This window comes from Candidatus Fukatsuia endosymbiont of Tuberolachnus salignus, from assembly GCF_964030845.1.
Lineage (GTDB): Bacteria > Pseudomonadota > Gammaproteobacteria > Enterobacterales > Enterobacteriaceae > Fukatsuia > Fukatsuia symbiotica.
The window spans coordinates 889,138-914,159 of record NZ_OZ034983.1; the positions used below are offsets into that span (position 1 = coordinate 889,138).

Annotated in this window: 8 protein-coding genes; 7 read left to right on the forward strand and 1 reads right to left on the reverse strand. The window is 43.2% G+C overall.

All coding sequences use genetic code 11. The annotated features are described in order from the left end of the window. The first annotated feature begins 10 nt into the window (after window positions 1–10). Window positions 11–1,192: an IS91 family transposase gene (locus tag AAHH42_RS04475; RefSeq protein ID WP_342221137.1), complete on the forward strand. Its 1,182-nt coding sequence runs from the start codon at window positions 11–13 to the stop codon at window positions 1,190–1,192. 176 nt (window positions 1,193–1,368) lie between these two features. Here the strand turns inward: AAHH42_RS04475 and AAHH42_RS04480 are convergent, their stop codons facing one another. Further along, complete coding sequence (locus tag AAHH42_RS04480; protein WP_342221753.1) at window positions 1,369–1,845, reverse strand: hypothetical protein; 477 nt, start codon at window positions 1,843–1,845, stop codon at window positions 1,369–1,371. 574 nt (window positions 1,846–2,419) lie between these two features. Between AAHH42_RS04480 and AAHH42_RS04485 the strand changes: the two genes are divergently transcribed. The 6 genes from AAHH42_RS04485 to AAHH42_RS04510 all read left to right on the forward strand — a co-directional run bounded on the left by AAHH42_RS04485 (window position 2,420) and on the right by AAHH42_RS04510 (window position 24,830). Beyond that, entirely contained in the window at window positions 2,420–2,710 is a 291-nt protein-coding gene (locus tag AAHH42_RS04485) for a hypothetical protein (protein WP_342221754.1), read from the forward strand. A gap of 572 nt (window positions 2,711–3,282) precedes the next feature. Next, on the forward strand, window positions 3,283–4,257 hold the full coding sequence (locus AAHH42_RS04490) for an IS110 family transposase (protein ID WP_342221038.1): 975 nt from the start codon (window positions 3,283–3,285) through the stop codon (window positions 4,255–4,257). Continuing rightward, a complete protein-coding gene (gene trfA / locus AAHH42_RS04495) occupies window positions 4,254–5,141 on the forward strand; it encodes a plasmid replication initiator TrfA (RefSeq protein ID WP_342221755.1) in 888 nt (295 codons plus the stop codon). The genes AAHH42_RS04490 and trfA overlap by 4 nt, the downstream gene beginning before the upstream one ends. 396 nt (window positions 5,142–5,537) lie before the next feature. Continuing rightward, the gene (locus AAHH42_RS04500; protein ID WP_342221756.1) at window positions 5,538–14,345 is read left to right on the forward strand and encodes a C80 family cysteine peptidase; all 8,808 of its coding nucleotides are present in this window, start codon (window positions 5,538–5,540) and stop codon (window positions 14,343–14,345) included. A 154-nt stretch (window positions 14,346–14,499) separates the two neighbouring features. Continuing rightward, on the forward strand, window positions 14,500–21,753 hold the full coding sequence (locus AAHH42_RS04505; protein WP_342221757.1) for a TcdA/TcdB pore-forming domain-containing protein: 7,254 nt from the start codon (window positions 14,500–14,502) through the stop codon (window positions 21,751–21,753). Between the two features lie 668 nt (window positions 21,754–22,421). Further along, window positions 22,422–24,830, forward strand: a complete 2,409-nt coding sequence (locus tag AAHH42_RS04510; RefSeq protein ID WP_342221758.1) for a hypothetical protein — start codon at window positions 22,422–22,424, stop codon at window positions 24,828–24,830. The last annotated feature ends 192 nt before the right edge of the window (window positions 24,831–25,022 follow it).

Genomic DNA, 25,022 nt, shown 5'->3' on the forward strand with positions numbered 1-25,022 from the left:
GAGCTGAAAGATGAACCGTAAACTGCGTCATCCTTTTCAGGTCGGTCATGCGTGGTGGAATTACTATTGTGCTCATGCGGATAAAATACGGCCGGTGGTGGTCGATAATCTGATTAAACTGTTTTCCTGCGGAACATCGGCGCTGGGGTTTGCCAGCTGGCGCTGTCAAAAGGCAGGCTGTACGCACACCAAACGGATTTGCTTTACCTGCCACAGCCGTTCATGCCCTTCCTGTGGTAAGAAAGCCACAGAGCGGTGGGTGGCCAAACAGCGCACGGTGCTTCCCATCACAAAATGGCAACACATTACGTTCACTTTTCCCCGTGAGTTCTGGCCGTTGTTTGAGCTAAATCGTGCGCTGTTAACGCATCTCAGTCGTCTCGCTGCCAAGGTTATTTTAGATTTTTGCCAGCCAAAAAACCTATTGCCTGGCCTATTCACGGCGTTGCATACGCATGGGCGAGCGCTGAATTGGCATCCTCATGTGCATCTTTCGGTGACCTGTGGCGGACTCGATGACAATGCCGAAAAATGGAAAAAAATCACGTTTAGCGGAAAAACGTTGATGAAACAGTGGCGTTATCAGATTATCACACTACTTCGTCAACAGTGGGATACCTTGCAATTACCACCGGAGTTATCACAAACCCTCACGAGGCCGGGTCAACGGGAGCAGTTTCTGGATTTCCATTACCAACGGCATTGGAATATCGACCTGGCAAAGCCGACAGACAATGCCCAGCAAACGCTCAATTATTTAGGCCGTTATTTAAAAAAGCCTCCGGTGTCGTTATCCCGGCTGGAACATTATAACGGCCAGGAAGTGACCTATCGCTACCTCAGTCATAAAACCCGAGAGCAAGAAAAACTTAACCTCAGTATGGACGAGTTTATTCAGCGTTTTATTAGCCACATTCCGGATAAACATTTTAGGATGGTCCGCTATTATGGTTTTTTAGCGCCCCGCCGTCGGACTACACTGCTGCCGATTATAGATGCTTTGTTGGGGCAGGAAAAAGAAAAAACCGTCAACATCACTTATGCGGCAATGTTAAAACGCCTAAGTCGTATTGACCCTCATGAGTGCATCCTGTGTGGCTCTCGTTTGGTGCTAAGCGGTATCACATCAGGCTTGCCGTGGCATCAGTTAATGCTTCACCATGAATCTCTGGCAAAAATGAAGGGGATTTAGCCTCTGCAGGGAAGGGGCGCCTCGCGTTCGAAAATGCTGGTTTTTTAAACGAAAATGACCCTATTATCACCCGGGACTCTCTACGTTAAGGAGAATAACCCTAAAGTTTGAAAATAATATCGTTTATTTTTTGATCCAATTCTGTTTTTGACAATAAAACCAAATTATTAAAATTCCTATCTATTAAAATTATTATCACTTACTGCTTCTTTTGCACGTGTATAAATCTCTTTTTGGTGTGATCCTGTGACCTTACGCATACCTGCCGTGCCTAATATATTGACAACCACTTCATCTGGTTTAATTTTATGTTCTTGTAATAAAAAAGTCGCTATCTCTCTTAGCATAGGATTAATAATTTCTGTTTTTATATTATTCACTTTTTCTAAAGGAAGTTTTTTCTCTACATCAAAGAGTGGAGTTATTTTTATGGTGTTTTTGTCTATTTGGTAGAGATAAGCACGTGTTTTGCTGCTCCCCGCATCGAAAACGACTTCATATCGAGTATTTTTTTCTACGCTAATATTTTCCACGTTAGCATGAGCATGAAAACTATAACTCGTCATGACCATCAACATAGCGAATGAAAATATATTATTGATTTTATTATGAAAATTTTTAACAAATTTGTTTGCTATTTTAATAGTTAACATGTCTTATATCCCTATTTTTTATTAGGCAGCATCATATAATTTTTATATTTTTTTTGCATTATTTTATTTATATGGCTGACAATTTTTGTTGTTTAAATCAATAATGGGTCTTTAACAAGACAGTAAGAGCCTGTTTGAAATCTGTTGTGCTTGCTGATACTTCATTAAAAATTCGCTCAAAATACTCATTTAGGTCCTTAATAGACTTCTTGCATAACCCGCTATGTGAATGAAACTTGTTTATGCCCCTGAGAGGCGAATAGAGGGCTGTTAAGTGTGTGATCACTTGTTAGTAAGGTGAGCGTATGTCTCCTGCCGTAAAACCTGTTATACGGGATTTTTTGGTACGTGAGACGAAATATACCCACTTAATGTTTATCGCTAGTAAAATTCTGAATTTTCTATACGTCAAATAACTAGGATCTAGGATAATGTCTTAACGCCATGCTTTTTCTGCACGCTAAGCGGGTTTTGTTTTTTTTCACGCGCGCGCGGATTAGAAAAGATTATATTCTTTTGATTATTAAAAGATTAGTGAAAAATAGGACTGAAGTTTTTTACTTTATTAATCATAATGTTAATTATAAATTTTATCGTGCTTTGGTATCCGCTATGCCGTGCTTTGGTATCCGCTATGCCGTGCTTCGGTATCCGCTATGCCGTGCTTCGGTATCCGCTATGCCGTGCTTCGGTATCCGCTATGCCGTGCTTTGGTATCCGCTATGCCGTGCTTCGGTATCCGCTATGCCGTGCTTTGGTATCCGCTGTGCCGTGCTTTGGTATCCGCTATGCCGTGCTTTGGTATCCGCTATGCCGTGCTTTGGTATCCGCTATGCCGTGCTTTAGTATCCGCTATGCCAGGTGATCAAAAAAGATAGATATCAAGTCATGTTGACGAGACGAAATTATGGATGTTTTTTTTTTTCAGAGTGCTATATTCGGGAGGAAGGAATTTTATTCAACTAAATAATGAGTTTAACGCAGGCAAAAAGAGTTCAGCCCTCTCCTCACCTGCTGACCACTACAACCTATACAAGAGGCTGCTATGGATACTCTCGATCTTACCGGATCACCCCTATTTTGCCAGTGCTCTACTCCATTTATTTCGCGTCCTATTTATTTTTATCCTATGCTTTTGGGTGTTTATTTGCCGAACCTATTAATTTTTTTTAATGGAAGCAAAGAGTAATGGCTAAAAATATTAGAGATCTCATGAAGCCTTATATCTTGATTATTAACTTTCAAAGGTTGATGATCCCCAACTGATCATTGGGATGTCACCGGAGAGTTTGTTTGCGCCCTTAGGCTTAAAGCTTGTGCAGTCAGATAAAACCCCGGTGACATATTTATCGTCGCCTGTAAGACCGAACGGTATCTTGTGCTAAGAGCACGTATTTATAAGGAAGGTCGGGGCGATCATTTAATTATCTGTTTTTCATGGGAGAATCAGCCATGGACAAGACCGCAGTGGGTATTGATGTTGCCAAATTAAAATTCGATGTTGCAGTGTGGGTAGAGAGAAAAAAGTATAAAACAAAAGCATTCCCGAATACCCCCTCTGGATTTAGCCAACTACTGAAATGGCTTATCCCTTACGGGGATTGTCATATTTGTCTCGAAGCCACAGGGAGTTACAGTGTTCCACTGGCTATGTTCTTAGTTGATAATGGCATTGACGTCAGCCTAGAAAACCCATCACGTATTCATGCCTTTGGTGAGAGTGAACTGAGTCGGAACAAGACGGATCAGGGGGATGCAAAAATGATAGTGCGCTACTGCGCACTGCATACACCTGTCCTCTGGACTCCTCCTCCCTTGAGCGAACGTCAATTAACCGCGCTAGTACGCCATCTAAAGAGTTTAGAGGAAATGAGGCAAATGCAAGAAAATCGGCAATCAGTGGCTGACGATGTCGTTCAATCCTCACTGCTTGAAATCATTTCTGCACTTAAACAACAAATCCAGGCCACCAAAGAAAAAATAAAAAACCATATCGATAACGATCCTGACTTAAAGAAAAATAAAGCGTTGCTGGAGAGTATTCCTGGTATCGGTGAAATACTAAGTGCCAGTTTGCTGGCGTATGTGGGTAATGTGTCAAAATTCACTAACAGTAAGGCAGTGGTGGCCTATGCCGGGCTTAACCCAAAACTTTGTGAATCAGGTTTATTTAAAGGACGGAGCCGCCTATCAAAACGGGGTCATACCGAGCTCAGGAAAGCGTTGTATATGCCCGCTCTGGCTGCCCTTTCTTGTAATCCGATAGTGAAAGCACAGTGGCAACGACTCGTATCACGCCATAAAGGGGGTAAAATGGGCGTCTGTGCGGCAATGCGCAAATTACTCCAACTGGCGTATGGTGTGCTGAAATCAGGCATCCCATTCGATACAAAAATAGCACTTGCATCATGATGGGCAAGACGGTATCTGTTCTGAAAACGTTAGAGGCAAAAAAAGCTGATGGCTTGAGTGCTCTTGAGGCTCACAAAGCATTGATTGAGGCGTCTGTAGCAAAAGAAAAAAAGAAAAATATACCAAAAGGTGAAATTGCTGAGAGTAAAACAGCAATTTCTTACCTCCTCCCTGCTTGTGCTAATAATGTACGTACACTGCCTAATGCTATTTTGCGTGGCTCGTTGTTTGGTATAGTTGCAAAGGGAAAGAGGCGTTATGAAAAGAATATTCTCAAGGCTACGGTTAGGGGGCTTACGGTTAAGTTTACTGGAGAGCAACTCGATCAAGCTGATCTTGATGTGTGGGCAGAGTGTATCCATCGTTGTAGGGGGTACGAATTGGGGGAACAAATCCGTTTTTCCTCGTACGCTTTTCTCAAATCAATTGGGCGTAATACCGGTAATACGCAACATGAATGGTTGAAATCCAGTTTATTCCGATTGTCGGCTTGCGTACTGGAATTAGGGGACGGGCGTTTTTTCTATGTGGGGCACATACTTCATGAATGGTATCGAGATGAAGCAACAGGGGAGCATTTGATTGTCATTAATCCAAAAATCGCCGTGTTTTTCTCGGTTGACATGTGGACAGGAATTTTAGCGGAACAGCGGGCACTGTTGAAAAATAAACCCTTGGCGAAGTGGTTACATGCTTTTTATAGTACCCATGATCAGCCATTTGAGTACAAAGTAGAAACATTGATGCACTTATGTGGTAGCGAAGTCGTTGCTGAAAAGACATTTAAGCAAAAGCTTAAAAAATCCCTTGTTTATCTTTCTGATGCTACAGGTTGGGAGTGTTTGATAAATGATAATAATTTGGTTTATGTAAAGAAAAAATAATCTTAGCTCTTTGCTCATTACTCATTACTCTTCAAATTAAATATTTTAGAGCGACTATACGGTAACATGAGACGACCAACGTTCAGTTCATTAATTTAGGTGCGATGGGCGCGCACGGAAAATTATAACCGTAACGGTTGACCATCAGGATGGTAGCTTATTTGTATTAATTTAGCAGACGGTAAGTAAATATAATTTTTTTAATTTATTATTTAATATAATTTTCATTTATACTTTTATTAATGTCAATGGTCTATTTATTAAGCATATATAAATTATTTATCGGTGTTATTTCCTCTTTTTAAAAGGATAACTATTTTTAAAAAAATGAGTGATTAATAATAATATAAAATAAAGACGGTTTCTTTCTATTTAATTTAATTCAGGGTAATTATTATGCAAAACAGTGATCAGGCTACAGGAAGTAATCAGCCGGAGGCTTCTTCAGATATTAATCTTCGCGCCTATTACGGAGGAAAAACCTCAGCTGAGGTTGCTGGCTTTAAACTTTCAGCCAATTATCTTAAGTTTCAACAAGAGTATGAACATGCTATTCAGATCATCATTGATTTTTATAAGCAACATGCCCTGAATCAAGGACAGAATCCAATTAGATTCGAAGGTGGAAATGGTCAGACTACAGTAGAAAATATGTTCAGTAATTTTAGAATGGATCTGTTTGCAGAAAACGTCGATCCGGCTCACCTTCATAGCCTATATAAAGCAAAAGAACATATAGAAAAGATTGCTCAATCTCTTCTGGAAATGACGCCGGTTCCTACTGTAACAAAATTGGATGAAATTCGGGAACTTGCAATAAAAGTTAAACTTTGTGGCCCCGGTGTATATAGCTATATCATGGATACCAAGCTAAGGTTGACTGGCTATGCAGGTGAATTATCGGATAATTTTTCGGCGTGTAAATATGTGATAGCCCGTGCTGTAATAACTGAATTTACCAGTGGCCGTACTATCCCCTCACAGGGTGATATACATACCTTTAATGGATACTGGAATCATTTTGGTCCAACATTCGGTTCTGATCCTATTGAAGATCCATTCTCTGCAAACATCACTATTAGCAGGGAAAATCGCCAACTTTGTCAAAATGCACTACAGCAAGCTCTCACACCCTATAGCATCACGGCTAAGTTGGCTACAGATCATCTGAATAATCTCCGTAGTTTTATTGGTGATGCAACTGAATGGGGACAGATACCAGACATACTATCAGGCCTTAAATCAAGCTATAAAGCAATATATTCTGGCTCTTTGATAGAAGAACTGCCTGATAGCCCAGGTAGATATCGGTTACGACAGGATCACCTTTGGCTACAAGTTGAGATTGCCAAACAGCTCTCTTTTTTACCCCCGGAGATCACTTGGCTAAATTGGGGACCCAGTGAAGTAGAGGGTAAGAGACTCCAGCGGATAGGTAATCTATTTTGGCAGGAGGTGGAAGGTGAAGTGAGCCAGCCTACCCTTGCCGATCTCGTAAAATATGTGGATGAGGTGACTTACCAGCAACTGATTTATGGCATTGAGCAGATAACCGAAACCGATCCGCGACTGGGTGGCATTGATCCTAAATATTTACAAGTCAGCAGCATGAAAGATATCTCCCTGTTTTTTTCAAAATTGGGCGTTCGAGGCAGCATCGACTATACAGCGCGTCACCTTGATTGGTTCAATGGGTTAAGCTTCAACCCCTTGATCGATACTATTTTAACCACAGACCTCGCGGGGATAACATTGGCTGAAATTCCTCCCGCGTTGTTAGTGAAAATGACTCCCACAGAACTCCAACAGTTTTTCTCAAAATTGGGTGTTCAAGCCAGCATCGACTATACAGCGCGTCACCTTGATTGGTTCAATGGGTTAAGCTTCAACCCCTTGATCGATACTATTTTAACCACAGACCTCGCGGGGATAACATTGGCTGAAATTCCTCCCGCGTTGTTAGTGAAAATGACTCCCACAGAACTCCAACAGTTTTTCTCAAAATTGGGTGTTCAAGCCAGCATCGACTATACAGCGCGTCACCTTGATTGGTTCAATAGGTTAAGCTTCAACCCTTTGATCGATATTATTTTAACCACAGATCTCGCGGGAGTAGCATTAGCTGAAATTCCTCCCGCGTTGTTAGTGAAAATGACTCCCACAGAACTCCAACAGTTTTTCTCAAAATTGGGTGTTCAAGCCAGCATCGACTATATAACAGGTCATCTTGATTGGTTTAATCGTTTAAAACCTAAAGATATTCTATTCCACAAGCTCTCCTTGTACCCTGATGGTGAATTGGCTAACAACATTAACACTGATATGTTGCATTCGATGGTCCTCACTGATATAGGCGTTTTTTTCAAATATTGGCAATCCCTGGATATCAAATTTGGCCCAAATTTGTTGCAGATTATTTACCAACAGATACGCCGAGCGGCGGCCGATGCTGATGCTATCAATAATAGTGGTAATATTATTGATAGGCTCTTCACCGAGGAGGGTACGGAAGATAAGCTACCCAGCGTTAAAACATCCGAGAAATATGCTTATGTACTGGGCCAATTGCTAATATATGCCATCGAAGCTAAAGATGAGGAGATGGCCAGTAGATTGATCAAAAAACGGAATATCCATCTCACACAAAGTCACTATGAAACGACCAGGAATCCGTTAGTGGTCGTGCTGGACGTAAATCTAAGTTCGGTGATATCTCGGTTATTATCGAAACATGCCTGGCAAGCTTATCAACCGTCAGACAAACATAGCTTGCTCTACTATCCGATTAAACATAAAGAATTGGCAACACTGAGGCAGCTGCTGCAGGCTGGGGTGGATCCGAACGAAAAAAGTTTGCGGCCAAACACCCACTCTATTTTGCTAAGTGCGGTATTGTCAGGCGATCCCGCTTTGGTGGAAGAGCTGTTAAAGTTTCAAGCTAGAGATGACTCGGCTGAGGCCTTGATGCAGGCTATACGTCAAGGAAATGACAATATGGTGCAACAGCTAGCCGGTATTCGCCGTAATAATGACAGGTTAGATAGCGTATACCGTGACGCCCTGTCGAACGCAGAAACGCTTACCCCTCCCCATAAAGAAACCCTAGTCGCTATTCTCAAACGCCATGAAAGTCGCCTAAAACAAAAGACCGGTCAGTTTGAATTTGTGATGTTGAGCCGTCACCTGCGAGAAAGAGCAGCGGTGCCCGGTAAACGTATTGGTCCGTCGTATCAAGCCATTATTGATGCTCTCGACAGACTACACTCTACATCCGGTACTGAACAACTTACCGCTGCTTTTAGCTTAAAAGGCCTAATGGCGAAGTATACAATCGCCGCCCGTCAGGATCACCGGCGTTATAATGCCTTGCAAGTACTGGAGAGGCAAATTGATACCGCCCTCTTTATTACGCAGATGCAGTCGTCTGATATAGAGAAAATCACGCATTTTGCAAAAGATAATCTGTCATTGGCGGTTGAATGCTATCAATGGGTATCCCGTTTATCGCAAACTTTTCAATCAGACTCTATGATTTTTTTGATTGACCAGTTGAAGAGATCAGTGGATGCTAGCGCGCGTTTTACGAAGATAAAAAGCGTGTATGATGCCTCCCTTCACCATCCGACATCGGCGGTAACTCAGTGGGATAGGCAGTATGCGGGAGCAGCACGGGAAGCGTTGAACCAACGGCTTGTCGAACAAAGAAATGTCCATCAAGTGGTTGCAACGCTAGGACAGGGAAATAAAAGATTGTTGCTGGGCTATAAGGATGATGCTCAATATCAATCCAATCTGCGATACATTCGCAACTCCATGGGTAGACTCAAAACAGAGGGTGTCACGACAATTTATCTCTCGTTAGACAAATTTACCTTGTTTTCGTCGAGTGAAATTGATCTTTTCATGAAGAGACTGAGAAGATTGCCTGAGGAAAAGCTCTATACTAGCCTGGGACAGTTATGCTTGAACGCCCGTGATTTAGGTATCACTCTTGTTGTTTTACCACCACTAGACCAACCGGAAAGTGAACTTCAAAAAAGATATGTGAATGAGACAGAGGTAGCAAGACTCAAAAGTAAAAAATTCATCGCAGTCTATCCACAACATTATCTTCTCTCCAGTAAATCAGAAACAGGCTTCTTACCCGGTATCGCCCTGCGTCTAGGGCTACCTGCATTGGAGATCCAGTCAGTAGGACAATTGCAGGTTCTTGACGATATTCCTTCTCGTTTAGGAATTTCTGCTGACCAGAGAAGAGGATTGTCTGCGCATAGGCGTCCGGCACAGCCGTTTAATAGCAGCGAATGGGGCAGGACAACAATGGTGGCACCGTCAGAGAGGCTCGCCCGTTCAAAGAGTAAAGCCATTTTTGTGCTTGAAAACGATCCACAAGCCATAGATGCAGCAGAAAGATTGTTTAATAAGGATCCCGGCAATCGCGTCGTATTTGATATCGGTGCTGAAGGCGAAATACGTTTGAGACAGGGTGACCCGGGTATTTTGAACAGTGATTCCCCCATTCTGACGGTAGGCCATGGTCGTGAAGGTGTTGCCGAAAGAGATAATCAGACGCTCGGCGGCAGCAACCCAACCGAGCTGGCGACTAGGATGGAAAAGGCGCTTAATTATCTTGAGGTTCAATATGGTAAAAAGCGTGTACCGGCGGCTATCACGTTAGTGGGATGTTCACTGACCGACTATGCACAACAGACCGGTGGTTATGCACGGCAGTTTGCTGAGGCACTGGCTCATCAGGGACTCTATGCAAATATCGGCGCGTACCGGACAGAAGTGGAGGTCGAACCCTCAGGCCAACGATTAACACGTTCAGAAGATGACCACTGGCACCATAAAATCAGAGAGGATAAATTACTCTTGCGTTGGAATGCCGCAAAAGAACTAGTCACCGTAACCGGCATGACTGTGCCACGGAGTCCAACGCATCCTACCAAGCTCACTGCGACACAGGCTACGCAGCACTCGGTTATTACGCCATCGGATGCGCTGTTAATTCAACAAACGGAATCTGCGCGTCAGGCCGCCGAGGTGGCGTCGCTAGAGAGGACTGTTTCTGCCGAAATTGAGCGGCATACATCAGTGTTAAATTCAGCGTTAAATAGTGAGGGCGGGCACTATCGATTCAAAGGATTGCAGTCAACAGAGGACGGTAAAACACAACTCACTTTTGTCTCTACTGTTCAAGAAGGGCAAGAAAAACCTCTTGAAAGGCAGGTAATCAGCGAGAGCGATGTTTTTACCCGGATGTCTAGCGTAATGTCTGGGCTGGCACCGGAGATTGCTAATGTAGAGGGCACATCGACAATGAATGTGGCATTTATTGCCATGCACTTTTTGTCGAATCAACATGAAAATTCTGGCTCACTTTGGAGTCAGTTCGTCAACATCAGTAATTTGGCTCAAATACTTCATGGTATAGGGCAGGATGTCTACACCTTTGTCAAAACAGTACAAGTATTGAGAGGGGCAGGGAGTAAGGCTCAGAGCATGCTGTCTCGATTACTTGGCGGTACACCCATTACCCATGCAGGCAGTGCTATCAGTGTTGGGGTTGATATCATCAATTTTGTTGATGCCATTATGATGGTGGAAGAGATACCCCCTGGCGCGCAAAAAGATCTTGCCATTACTCGAGCGGCACTGGCGGGCATACAATTGTTAGCTGATACCAGCCTGGCGGTGTTAGGTGTTGCTGCCAGTGTCTCTCCTGCTGCTGCGACGGCCATGACCATACTCGGGCCGCTTAGCATTCCTTTTGCCGGCGTCATGATAGGTGTGGGCGCCTGGATTCAAGCCATTACTTATAATAATACACACTACCAAATCGAATTAGATCAGGTCGTCGCCCCTTTCCGTCACTCAATTTCGAAACAAGCGATCACAACGACGGAAGTTGCGCAAGTGGATGGTAATCACCCTAATTTTATCTATCTTGAACCCTATGTACCGATAAAAGAGATAGTGATACGTGGAGAGAAACTTTTCGTGCAGGTGGCAGATATAGGGATCCCTCGTTTTTCTGTCGATCGGACACACACTACTCGCCACGCGGAGTCGATAAGTGCCTATCCAGCTTTTGGTTTTGAGACAGGAGTACGCTATCAACAATCTGTCACTCTCAAACCTACGACCCTACTGTCATTGTCCGCCGCTTTGGATGGGCATTATAACTTTATGCATGATACGGGGGCGTATGGGAGTTTAGAGGGAAAAGAGATATTCAATAAATTCGCTGAGCACTATGCTCGTACGGGCCACTTCCCCTTCACAATAGGCGGTTTTAATGCGGTCAACACCGTGGTATTCCATCCTCTTCCAACACAATACAGCATAAAATTGGATGAGGGGACGCGTTATATTTCTTTTCAAGAGACACAAGAGGTTAAGGCCATTCCAGGCCAGGATCATTACGGTCTTAGAGATGATCAGTTGCCCACACCAATCGCCAATGCAGCCTATGCAAGCCTTTTAACCTACCAGTTTCAGGGGGGTGGGGGAACGACTTTTATTGATCTCCCCGATGACGCTCGACAGATTGCTATCGAACCGAGCCGTGAAAATAAAAAACGACAAAGCGAGCGCTGGGTAGTAGATATCACTCCCGATAAGTTAGCGACTGTTGTTCACAGAGAAAAAGTGTGGTCAACATTGCAGAAAATACGCGAAAGGGAGATGGGGTACCAGGAAATGATCTCAGCGTTAAGAGAGCTTAGGCTTGATGACGATACGGTAAGAGAAGAGATCCAACGTTTGGAGGCAGCAGGGGAGCATGTGACCAACCTGAGGGTTAAACCAAGCGCGTCCATTGCTAGAGTTGAAGCCATCTTTGTGTCCACCCAAAGAAAAGAGAAGGCAGAAATAACGGCTGCGCAACAGGAGCATGCCCAAAAGTTGGGGTTACATAAAGTCTCGGCAGGATGGGAGCTGACGTTAGGTAATAGGAAAATCGCGATTGCGGGCGAATTGCCCGGCAGTGTTGTACTGAATATGCGTCTATTAGCATTACCTGGGGTGACATTGACACTGACTTCGTTAATAAAATCCACGGCAGAAAAACAAAAATTTAATTTGACATTAGCAGTGGATAATTTAAATGCCTTATCTGGCGATAAATTAGCCGTCATTCAGGCAACAGTGCAGCGCTATTTCAACGATCCAACGCGATTTGTTGTCGCACCGCAAATATATTTGAATATCCAGATTGAGCAGGGAAAAGAGGCGAGGGGATCCCTTGAATTAACGACTCAGCGTTGGCAAGCCATAAGTCAGGGGAATCATCGTGACGGTGAGAAGGTCACGACTCTCTATAGGGGTGAGGGTAAACACGTTTATTTGCGGCCGGATGCTGAATATATCACCCGTGATATTCAGGGTGCCGTGGCTATCATTCCTTGCAACGGTGAGGGTACGAGCGTCGATTTGCCTACAGGCCCGGGCTATGAGACCCGCAATATTCACGGTAGCTTTGTCACCCTTCCCTTGCGTGTTGGTGTGAAGTACGTCACCCGTGATATTAATGATGCTGTTGTCACCTTCCTCTACGGGAGTGACAGTACGAGGATTAATTTGCCAACCGGTGAGCCTGCCTATGTCACTCGTGATATTAACGGGGCTACTGTCACGCTGCCCTATGATGTTTCTCTGTATCCTGTGCCCCCTGATGAAGCTTATGTCTCTTACGAGAGGGTTGATTTGCCCCCTGGTGAAGCCTTTATCGCTTACGATAACGAAAAGAAAGGGTTTTATGTTGATGGTACGGTGAAGGCAAAAGAGGAACAGGATGCCATCACTCAACTGCACTACCGTTATTTTCCTGATAGGCCAGAAAAGGATCGCTATCAGCAGATCGTTGTAGAGCTCAATGACCATTACATGCAACCCTTTTCCCTCTTCTCAGACCGGCTATTCGACGAGATTGTCCAGCGGGATACCCTGTGGCAACTGTATGAAGTCATTGATCGATCAAGCCAAATGATACCGGTACACTTCAAAAGCCAACGGGCAGAGTTGACGTGGTCTGGGCGTTCACAATATTTTGAAAAGGTACAGTGGAAAGACGAAAGCAGTGGTCATCAATTTATTTTATCCCAAAAGGGTGACGATAAACGGTTGGCTGTCATAGTGCAAGATAACACCGACACCATCGATTTATCGGCATTTCCCGCGATCCCCCTCAGTGTCTTTGCTCATGTCGGTACAGAGATAGTGGGTGCTTCTCCCAATACCACACTTTTTTTGCACAGAAATGATCTGCCCAAGGTCACATTCAAGCTGACAGCAATTCCGCCAGTACCCGGAGAAACTACACAAAAATGGGGGCTGTCGTTGTACGCTGAGAGTCGAGACGTATTGCAGGGCGATAACGCGGCAAAAATTGCGCATACACTCGGGCACTACACATTGAATGGTCCAGTACGATTTGAGGTGGGCGCATACGTCCCACTTTATGTCAATAATAATGAGAGTAATCAGCAGGCCGAAGGGATGTTTGATATAGCCCGACAAAACTGGCTGGTCATCGATAGTCATACTGATCTAACTCATCCTGATCTTAGGCTTTATACCAGCCATGGTAAGCACATCGATATACCTGCTGGCTCGACTCTCGCTGACGATAAACAGGGTCTTCATGTTATTAGCAGTAAAACAATTATGTATGACAGCAACAGACAACCCCTTGTCCAGCTTCGCTATCAATACAGTCCGAATCAGCAGCCAGAACCTGCCCATCAGCCACTGAGCATCGTCTTAAGCGACAGTCAACATTACCGTACTCACGCGCGCAATAAGCATACTTTTTTTCAGCAGCTACAAGAAAATATCGTTGATGAATTATCTCCATTAATGACCTGGTTGAACAGGATGACACCACAAAGGGTGCGCATTATCGATAGTATCAGGCAAGATGAAGCGATCTTGTATTGGAATGGTCAACAGCTATTGGCAGAGAGACCGGAGGTGACATCTCAGCCTGCAAGCAGTGATCTGGAAAATTATTCGGTTTTTTGCCGCACAGAAAGGCCTTATTTTCTCGGAGGCAGTGAAGAGACGATTTCCCGATACGATACCACGCAGCTCGTGGAGACCATGGGGTCATTCGATAATCGGGGATCCGGATCGGCGCCAACGGTCAATTTCAGTGCATTAGCGCCGCAGCATAACGGTTTCCTGCTGCTTGATGCTTAGTTGTATAGCACGAGCCGTTGATCTTTATATTAAATCCTAGTGTTTAAGCAAAAGTTGTGCCAAAATCAAGTAAGCAATATTTGGGCCAACTTTTGCAATGCTTAAAAAGCAGGCGATAACAGTGCCACTCGCTCTTTATCCTAGGAAAAACATCATGCAAAAACAAGATCTTATCACCGCACTGAATACCTGGATTCACCAGCAGGAAAAAATAGGACTTAATGAAGAAACAAGGATCACTGCATTTAAAACCCTGCGAGAAAATTACCGGAGAACTCAGTTCACATCATCACCGGGTGAAGAAATGAAACACCTGATCAAACTATTGCAAGAAGTGAATGATGACAGCTGGTTTGATGCGCCAAAAAATATTAAAGACAGCATTTTGGAACGTATAAAAACGATCAGGATCCCTTTGGCCAGCGAAGAAAAAATTCTGCATTTCTTTCTCACAGAAACGAACTCTACCTATCGACATACCGATATCAACGCCTGGGCTACCGCCTATCCCGATTATACTATCTACATTTGGACCGACGATTCTTTTAACCTGGCGGTTGAAATTTCCGATACATTGCAAACAAAAGTGGGTACTGAGTTAAATGACGCGCTAGTCAATTATGACTATCAGTTTACAAAAACATTAGAAACACTGATGCTGAATAAAAGAAGACACAGCTATACGCGTATCTTGGAAGCGATCAATATTAAAACGGAACGTTTTCGAAGCGACACCCTCTACGATCACCTAAGAACACATACACTGACGCCAAACCAAAGGAGAAATATTGAACAGGCCAGTTTACCCGATTTTTTAAGAATGTTTGCAATCAGTCAGAGTAAAATAGACGAAATTAGGGCGATTGAATTAAAAAATTATCTAAAAACACTCATCTCAAATGAAGATGAGATAAATAGAATTAGCCGTACCAGTACTCATAACGCCAACCAATTGGTCTCAGGATTAGAAAGTCACCATAGAAATGATGACGCTATTATTGAGCATAAAAAAGTCACTATTGATCATGCCCTCAATACACCTTATCTGGACAGGCTAATTTTAACGGCCAACCGACAACAGGCTATTCATACTGTCTGTCTATCTGTGTTGAAAGAGTATGGTGGCATATTTATTAATGTGGATAGCAAGACAGAGAATCGCTTTGATCAGGTTAAAAATTTAAAACTCGATCCTTTATTAGGAGCAGCTTATACAAAAGGCCTGGATATTGTTATTGCTAAAAAAGGCAGCTTGTTTATCAACGCACTTTTCTCTCGGGAAGAAAAAATTAAAAAAGTGATGGAACAGTTTCCTGATATTCAATATGGAAATACATTGTCTCAGGTTACATTGAGTAGCATAGATCTCCGACTTAAAACGGAAGGTTTAAATATTTCTGCTGATGAATTCACTGCTTACGCTTATGAAACATTGAGGAACCCCTCTTACAATCAAATTACTGAGCGCTTGGTCGGCGAAAGTGGCTACCATGATGTCTTCGTGCAACAAATACAATCCGCGATTGGCGATACCCGTTCGTCATTCAAAAAAAGCCCATTCTTACCTCTTATTGCGCCCTATATTAAAGGTATTACCGCCGATACGGTAGCAGAAAACGCCGATCCTGGTCCTTCAATGATTGCTAGCAAAGAAAGATTTGCTTTTACGTCGACGATTAACAGCCATCAGAGCTCGACGGGGTACAGTCGTTATACTCGGCAAATGGTGATTCAATTTACCGAGGATTTAGCCGTTAATGCTAGCGCTATGGCACTAAACAGAAAAAATCGAGCAATCAGTTCACTCTACCGTTACCATGAGGTAGCACAAAATTTAATTACCGTTGATCCTGGTGAGGTCGTTAAAAAACACGGTGAAATTTTACGTATCATTCTGGTCGGTCATGCTTCTTATTTAAAGCGTTTCTTTGAAAACAATAATAAAACAATAAAAGATATCTTGTTGACCCACGGGCTACTGGTCGAACATCAAACCGTTGCCAAGGTCAGTGTCGTCGCTTGTCAATTTCAAGAAGGCGCAGAAAACACCGCAGTAGGCACTCACCTATTAGGCGATGGTCCGGCGAAAAAGCTATTTGACGATTTATCTACTGTAGTCAACCTGGAAAAAATGACAGTACGTGAAGGCTATGTCAGCGTCGATAATAATGGACAAAAGTGGATTTCGATCAAGGGTGATCATACCGCGGCCAAGCTAGAAGAGAGAGGCTACCAATCCAGGCTGGCTCGTAGTACTGATGGAAGAATTGAAATCTACAAAGAAGGAGGGCGTCTTAAATATCAGCGACTCCCCATTGAACAAAGTCTGTCGGCGAGGACAAAAGTTTTCCACAATGATTTCAAACGTTTTGGTTTGTTTAGCCCCATTGAGATCAATACGCGTGACGAAGATGGCGTGATCATTAGTGAAAAAGCGCAAAGACGCCTTGAAGGGGTCGTAGATATAGACATAGGTAAAAAACTCCTGGCAAACAGTAGCGGTAATACGGTTATTAATGCCGGACCCATGGCTTTGTTAGCGGCGATGGCTGATGGTCCTCATCGTGTGATGGTGATAGATAAAGATCCTTATCAAATTGATGCATTACAAAAAGCGCTAATCGAGTCCAAATATCACGATAATGTTAACACCTGGATAGAGAAGATAGTGTTAGAGGAAACAGCAAAACAACAATTAAAACGGGTATTGTCTTCTTTTTCTGAGGTAAATCAAAAAAAGTACTTTGCCATGATGCGCACACGTGTTCAGCAAATTGCTTATGATTTTTTCCATGCGGATATCAGCAGTTCCTCAATGGCGAATGAACTGCTTCTACATAAAGGGAGTAGCCCGATCACGGTTATTCATCTAGATATTGACGCTATCCTCATCGAGAAAATGGTTAAAAAAGGAAGAATAAGTAAAGTGACTTACAATTTATCCCAAGAAACAGCGCAAAAACAGGTAAAAACAAATCTTGCCACATTGACACAAAGCTTAAGAGCACTCTGTAATGACTCCACATCCTCTTCAATGTCAACCACAACAACAGCATTCTCCTTCTATTTGTACAGTGTTAGCGATAGGCAATATAAAACACTGGCTAAAGCCGATATCGATACCTTATCCAGTCAATATATCGGCTTAAAGGGTGATGATTATGATTATGTCGCTAAAGTACAGTTGCTATCTAGTCAGGGAAAAATATTGCCAACGGTTTTCAATTGGGTGCGACAGTCGTTAAAGCTCTTAGAGGCTGATCACGCGATCAGAAATTTGGCACAGAATCAACGAAAAATAGCAGGGGGCAGGACTGCAGCGCCACTACCAACAACCTGGATACCCTTATTATCGGCAATCGACTATGACACTACCACCAAAGAATTTAGTGTTCCCTATGTCGACCCCAACAATCCGTATAAAAAGGAAATATTGAAAACCCGCAATACTCATTTCGCGCGAGCAAAGCAGGATTTGGATCGTCAGAACAGGTTGTTGAACGAATACTTTGAACTGCATGACGATAAGCCTCGTCTTAAAATGCAGGGTACGTCTACTTTAGGTCGACTAGATGTCGCCAGCATGAGTACAAGTAGCCTTTTTTCCATACTGGCTATTTGGGGCTGGGTAAAAAATGGCATCACTGTCGAAGGCAATGACGGTTTGGCGCAAGCGCTACAAGTACATACCTATGTTTCGATGGCAGAAGTGGCGCACAGTGTCACCGGTGATGCGATCACCTTGGGTAATTTTGCACAAAATAAAATACAACTGGGCATGAAAAGTACGCTGGCTAAAGGCCCGATTGGCAGTTTTTCTCGTGGTTTGCGATCTTTTGGTGGCAAGATCATGTGGCTAGGGCCGGTATTCGACGTCGTAGATATTACCCTCAGTAGTACCGAATATCATCTGGCTAAAAACGAGGCACAAGAGCGTATTTTTCGTGCTGAAATTATTTTCGGTAGTATCAGTCTGGGATTGTCGTTAGGTTTTATCGTTGCCAGCGTGCTCGGTGCCACCTTATTGTCTGCTGTTCTGTTGCCGATAGGCTTACTCCTTGCCGGGATGCGCTACCTGGTCGGCACGGCCCTCGTGGCGGCAGCAGACGCGCTAGAGAAAGCCAAAATTATCGGCAATTATTTTAACCAGATGAAAGCGGGTTGGGAAAATGGAGGTTTTAAGCTCGAAAAAGGTGTCTTGCTCCCTTATCAGGGCGCCGTTATCAAAACGCTCAATCTGCAGGATCCCGCTAATGCTTTTGTTGTCTTCGACCCGCAGGGATTGAAAATAATACCCACACTGCACTCCCCCACACCTATTAATTCCTATCCGTTACATGATCAACAGAAATTAAAAACAGCCATTTCACTGCGCAATGATGCGGGTAAAACGAGAACAATGATGTTACCGATGACCACTGCTGCCACAGTGACACCGGCTTATAGCGTTATCAATGGTGATACCGTTAATACTACGGCGGATTTTGCTGCCTTGAGGGATTTTAATTCAAAGCAATCTCATGCATTTATCGTTAGAGACCCTTTTCTAGATAGTGGTGCTCGAGGAAACCCAATTAACATAACGCAAAATAATACGCGTGTTCCTACCGAATTGACCTTTTCCTATCAACCCACAGAGGTAGAAATCCTGCTCGGTGCTTATGACTACGCGTTGATTGCGCCAGGGATAACGGAAGATATCTCATTGGCCGATTCACCCTATCGCCAGTTTCACTATCATCTCAAAGCCTCCCCAAGTGGTAAGGCTAAAATCGTCTTGGTGTTAAACAGAGGGCAGGGTGCAGTAAAGATTGATTGTACCAATAAGGCAGTAGAATGGATCATTGAGACTAGCCATTTGCCCGATGTTGAATTACAGGATGAAAAAGCAGGATCTGATGGTCGAAAACTGATTTTTTCCTATAAGAAGCTGCAAACAAACGGTACCTACCTGGATGAGCCGATCGCGACTATCGCCATTAGCAATAGAACTCACACCCCATTGCGTATTCAGCTAGAAAGAGGAGCAATAGCATTAGAAACGACTATGCAACAGGATAGCCGCCGCTATCTTGCTCGTTACGCATTGCCTGCGCCAACAAATAGAAGAGCACATAGTCTTACCGAGGTAAAAACATGTGTTACCGATGCACAGTGGTACAGTGGTATCACCCGTTACCTCAAAATAGATAATTTTATGCCCGATGGTAGCAAAAATGACAACGGCTTTTATCTCAACGAGGTCGATAAGATCGTCTATACCCAAAACACAGGGTACGTACAGTTTTGTAAAGCAAAGTTGGTATTTTACAATGATAAATATGTTTTGTATCAAGGTGATGTGATCTTGATTAAGGGTAATGAGCGAGACAATGAAACCTTGAAGCAGATATTTTGGATCACAGGGTTGACGGCTAACCAGCCATATCGGATCTACCTCCCGATCGTACACTTGGTCGATCATCAGCAAGAGGTCACGGTGGCCTCTTCTATGGTGCAGACACAGGTGTTAGAAAAAGGCATTTTGTTTAAGCAACAGTTTACTGATATGACAGGTCGACAGCTCTTTTTGACCTATTTGATTGATACTACAGATACGGAAAATAAATTATATTTGCTTGAAGTACAAGGATTATCTGGCACAGAAATGGAAAATTTAAAAAGTGACAGCCTAAACAAATTGAAAACCTTAATGATCGACGCGATCCCTGAACCATTAAAATTTACCTCCTCCTTACAGGAAAATATTGCCGTTATCTCGAGACTACAGCTGCCACAAAACACGACGATTATCGCCATCGGTGATAGGCTGATATGGCCAATGCCAAGCAGCGTAAAGGGGATTACAGGGACGGTTACTGCCCGTATAGAGGCATCAGATTTTGCTAAAACCGACGATTACCACTTTCACCTTGTTGGTATAGTGCCAGGTAATAAAATTGAGGATCATTATTATTTTTGGGAAGCAACAGAACGCAATAATTACAACCAGTTCTACGCCTTATACCTGCAGCGTGGTGATCAGCAAGCTGAAAAGGTTGAGTTAACCAATATACAGCTTGCAAAAAATCAGATAAAGGATGTGAGCAGCGCCCCTCAAGGGGTATACCTCAATACTCATGATGGAGTGCGTTATTACCTTTCGAGCAATGTCCTCAAAGGGGGGGTGCTTGGCACCGATGGTATAAGGCGGCTTTCCGCGCGGCATCCTAGTATCAATGCAGAATTTATTTTTTGTAAAGAAGACAAAATCTATCTTGGCACGGCTAATAATCAACAGGGGGTGTGGATGCTTGATAGCCCGATAACCGCAGAGAAAACCATTAGCTATCTGCCAGGTGAAAATATAACGCCTCAGATGTTTACCTGCGACGCTGTGAGAGGCATCGATCCTTTACTCAATACGGCTATCCCACTGTTTGCCAGTGTTTTAGCTAACGGTGAAAAGGGTAAACTCCCTCGTGGAGAAAAGATTATCGAAGCCAGTGTTGCCAGCAGTGGCAACCTCAATGTTATAACCAGCAGTGGGCTTGTTTTGGCTATCCAGGTAGAACAGGCACCGCAAGGTCAGCCAACTTTTCAACTTGATTTAATCGGAGTGACGACCCGATTTACCGGCACATACCAACACGATGAAGATAAGATAAAAACAGCGTTTGCTACCCTGTTTAGTCAGTTGACATTGCCTGAAATAATAGCGATGCCTTTTGACAATCAAACAGATTGGTATCAACCCAAAAATCAAACCTTATTCGTTACGGGATCTCATGCGCCCTATTTAGGCGGTAATAACGATAAAAACAGGGCGTATTTTAGCTCTACGAGAAATGGCCATGAATTACTTATCCGCATCGAATCATCGCGGAAAACACTTTCATCGGGAGCTAGAATTTATTCCACGGATACTAGAGATATTGTTCAACCCGGTCGCTACAGCCGTCAAGGTGACGTCTTGATCTTGAATGCTGATCAAATAACTCAACCCGGCTATTATTTAAACATTGATGGTGTGTCAAATTTATTGATAGAGATGCGGCAAGCGGCAAGTAATACTTTTATTTTTGAGCCAAAACAATTTCAGTACCCAGTGATCGGTATATTGCTTGCTTATAACAGGCAATTGGATTGCAAACTTGACGACACCCCGCAAGCAGTGTCAATGATGCAACAGGGTCAGCAGCTCTATTTGTTGATTGGCAACCCCGCTGTTAAAAAACAATGGCTAGTCATTAGCGATGCCTTTACGCCGAGTAAAACCGGCCTTAACAAGGTGAAATTTTCTTTTCAGCGGCATGAAACGGATTTGCAGAGATTAGTGAGCCACTACACAAAAACGATTAAAGAGGGCACAGAAGCAAACAGTGAGATTGCCATACCTGATTCGGTACTGGTGTCAAAAAATGGGTAGACCTCTTGTATAGCGGTACGGTGTAATTTTGATTACATACTGAATACTATTTAACATAAGTATACGACACGATTCATCTTTATGCTGTAATTAGAATAGAATATTTTTTCTATATAACCTGCTGCCAATTCTGCGTTACAGAGTGTATCCCCTTGCGGTCCTCATTTGTTGAAATCTCATTCCAAAAACAAATAGAGGACCACAAAGGGGGTCTTGCACTCATTTTAATAAAATAAGAAAACAAATCAGAAAATATAAAAAAGCATTTTATTGTTGGTGTTAGTTATTAATTAATGCAATGATGGGCAAAAGCCATCTAACATCTCATTAAAAAACCCTCTCCCATTTTAAGTAATACATTTTTACTCTAGATAATGTCGTCACTATCATCATCTCTTCAATGTTTCTCAAACTTAAACGCCAGGTATGAAAATTTAATGCGACAGAACCGATACAGTCAGAGCTTGCTAATAAAAATTCACATGATGACATTTAAATTAAAGCCATTTAATTTATAATATATAAATTTTAAATTTTAATGTTGTTATATAAATTTTATAAAAATAAAATCACTGCCCTAAAGTTACATAAAATATTAATTATGAGCACCTGGTTATTGTCAATATAGGCTAATAAATTAAATAATATATTTTTCTAAGGAAACTACTGTGGATAAAATACAGACTGAGACTTCACCCACAATGCCTGCTATGGCAAGAAAAGCAGCTTCTGGCTCTGCGCTTGATGTCGTGTTCATCATTGACACGAGCGGCTCAATGAGGGATCAGGCCCAAGCGCTTAGTGACAATTTTAATACTTCTCTTGATGCAGCACAGAAAAAATGCCCGTCGCAACTACGCTCTCGTTTTTTTGGCATTCAGGGTACCTGGGCAGGTACAAAGTTCGATCAGTCCTTGTCCGATTACCTTACCGCTCTCGGTATTGATATAAAAAATCTACAAGCGCGGGATGTCAATTCTGTACCAGACGCAGGGGCTCAGGAAGATTTAGCGCGTGCTGTGATTGACTGCTGTACACATTACGACTGGCTTGCAGGCGCTTCTCGCGCGATTTTTGTTTTAGGTGATGAAGGTCTGGAAGGCGGCGGTTGCAAAGTAACCAGTGTTGAAAAAGAAAAGAACAATGAAGCCATTGCCTGCGCTCAGAAACATTCGATTAAAGTCTACACCTACCAAGGCCCCTCTTCGTGTACTAAGGCGGAAACAGACGTATTGACAGAGGAATATAGCCGCCTTGCTAAAGAGACAGGGGGGACTCCTTATATCCATACAGCGGGTGCGCCAGATTTTAACCCGGTGTTGCAGGAGATATTGTGTGACAGCCTGAATCCGCCTGTGAATCCATCTGATCCCAAGCTTCCTGACGGCGATAGCTCAGGATGCAAATTAGTCTGTGATAAATTGCCAGAGATTATTAAAACCATACAAATGTCAGCCATGGCCATAAATAAACTTATTGATGCGTGTTGTCAGGGGGCTGGGAAAGGTACACCCGGAGAATTGGAGAAAGACATAGAGAAAGACATAGAGAAAGACATAGAGAAAGACATAGAGAAAGATACAGAGAAAGATACAGAGAAAGACACAGAGAAAGACATAGAGAAAGACATAGAGAAAGATACAGAGAAAGACACAGAGAAAGACATAGAGAAAGACATAGAGAAAGATACAGAGAAAGATACAGAGAAAGACACAGAGAAAGACACAGAGAAAGACACAGAGAAAGACACAGAGAAAGACACAGAGAAAGACACAGAGAAAGACACAGAGAAAGATACAGAGAAAGATACAGAGAAAGATACAGAGAAAGACACAGAGAAAGATACAGAGAAAGACACAGAGAAAGATACAGAGAAAGACACAGAGAAAGATACAGAGAAAGACACAGAGAAAGACACAGAGAAAGATACAAAAGAACCTCAACCAAAAACAGGCGCCTTCTACCCAGAAGGGCATCCTCATCGTCCCCCCATTGGTAGCCAAACAGGGCAGGTGTGTACCATCGGTTTAAACGCTTATCAGCAGCTTGGAAGATCATTTTTCTACGCTACTCCGAGTATACTTGATAAGCCCATTGCTGATGGTGCTAAATACATATCCAGTAAAGGCTATACCAACGAGATAATATCGGGTAAAGACGAAGTTTGGGCCTGGGGCTATAATGCCCAAGGGCTATATGGCAACAAAACCACCACACAAAGCAAAGATCCCGTCTTGATTAAAAATACTAATAATACTACTGATCATTTCGTGTCTTGTGGTCATGCCCACACGTTGAAGCTCACAGAAGATGGTTCCCTGTATGCTACGGGCCACAATGCTAATGGCCAATTGGGTACTGGCAATAAGACACCGAGTAATCTTTTCGTGCGAATCGGAGATGACTTCTGGGAAACGGTAAGTGCTGGCGGAATAGCCGTGGGCTGGACGTTTATAGGTGTTAGTGCTGGTATTAACACGAGAGGTCAACTTTGTACTTGGGGGAATAACACATATGGCCAACTAGGAAACGGTACTACCACTGAAAGCTTATTACCCCAACAGATCATAACACCAGCGGAAACGTGGTCATCTGTAACAATGGGTCCCTTTAATGGTGCTGCACTTGCAAAAAACCCGCAGGGTAACGCCAGCAAACTCTATACTTGGGGTCGTAATGATAAGGGGCAAACTGGTCACGGTACTATTGGCGATCCGATTACTATCCCGAAACAAATCATAGGTGACTGGATAGCCGTGATAGTTGGTGTATTCCACTCCCTTGCTGTTAAAAGTGACCACACACTTTGGGCATGGGGAGTGGGTGCCAATCACAGGTTGGGATTACGTGATCTAAAAGACAAGACAGAACCCACACAGGTTGGCACAGACACAGTTTGGGATGCTGTTGCGGCTGGCGAACAACACTCAGCCGCGCTGACAAGAAATGGTAAAGTCTATACTTGGGGTTATAATGCGCTTGGTAATGGCGGCACACAAAGCGCACCAGTAGCCGCTAGCGGCGATTGGTTTTCGCTTTCTGCCGGTATCCAGCATACCTCTATGGTGGGGAAGTGAAAACAAGTACTGGCAGCTAAGGGTGAAATAAAGATCTCATACAAAAGCACAAAGTATTTGCGATTAATCGATCAATGTTAAAATGTAGTAGCTTAAATTTAACCTGACAGACGTAAACTGCCGACTTTGTCAGATGGTTTAAATGAATTATCCAGCTGTTTCTCTTCTAGCGGCCCTTTGGATGCCAGCCAG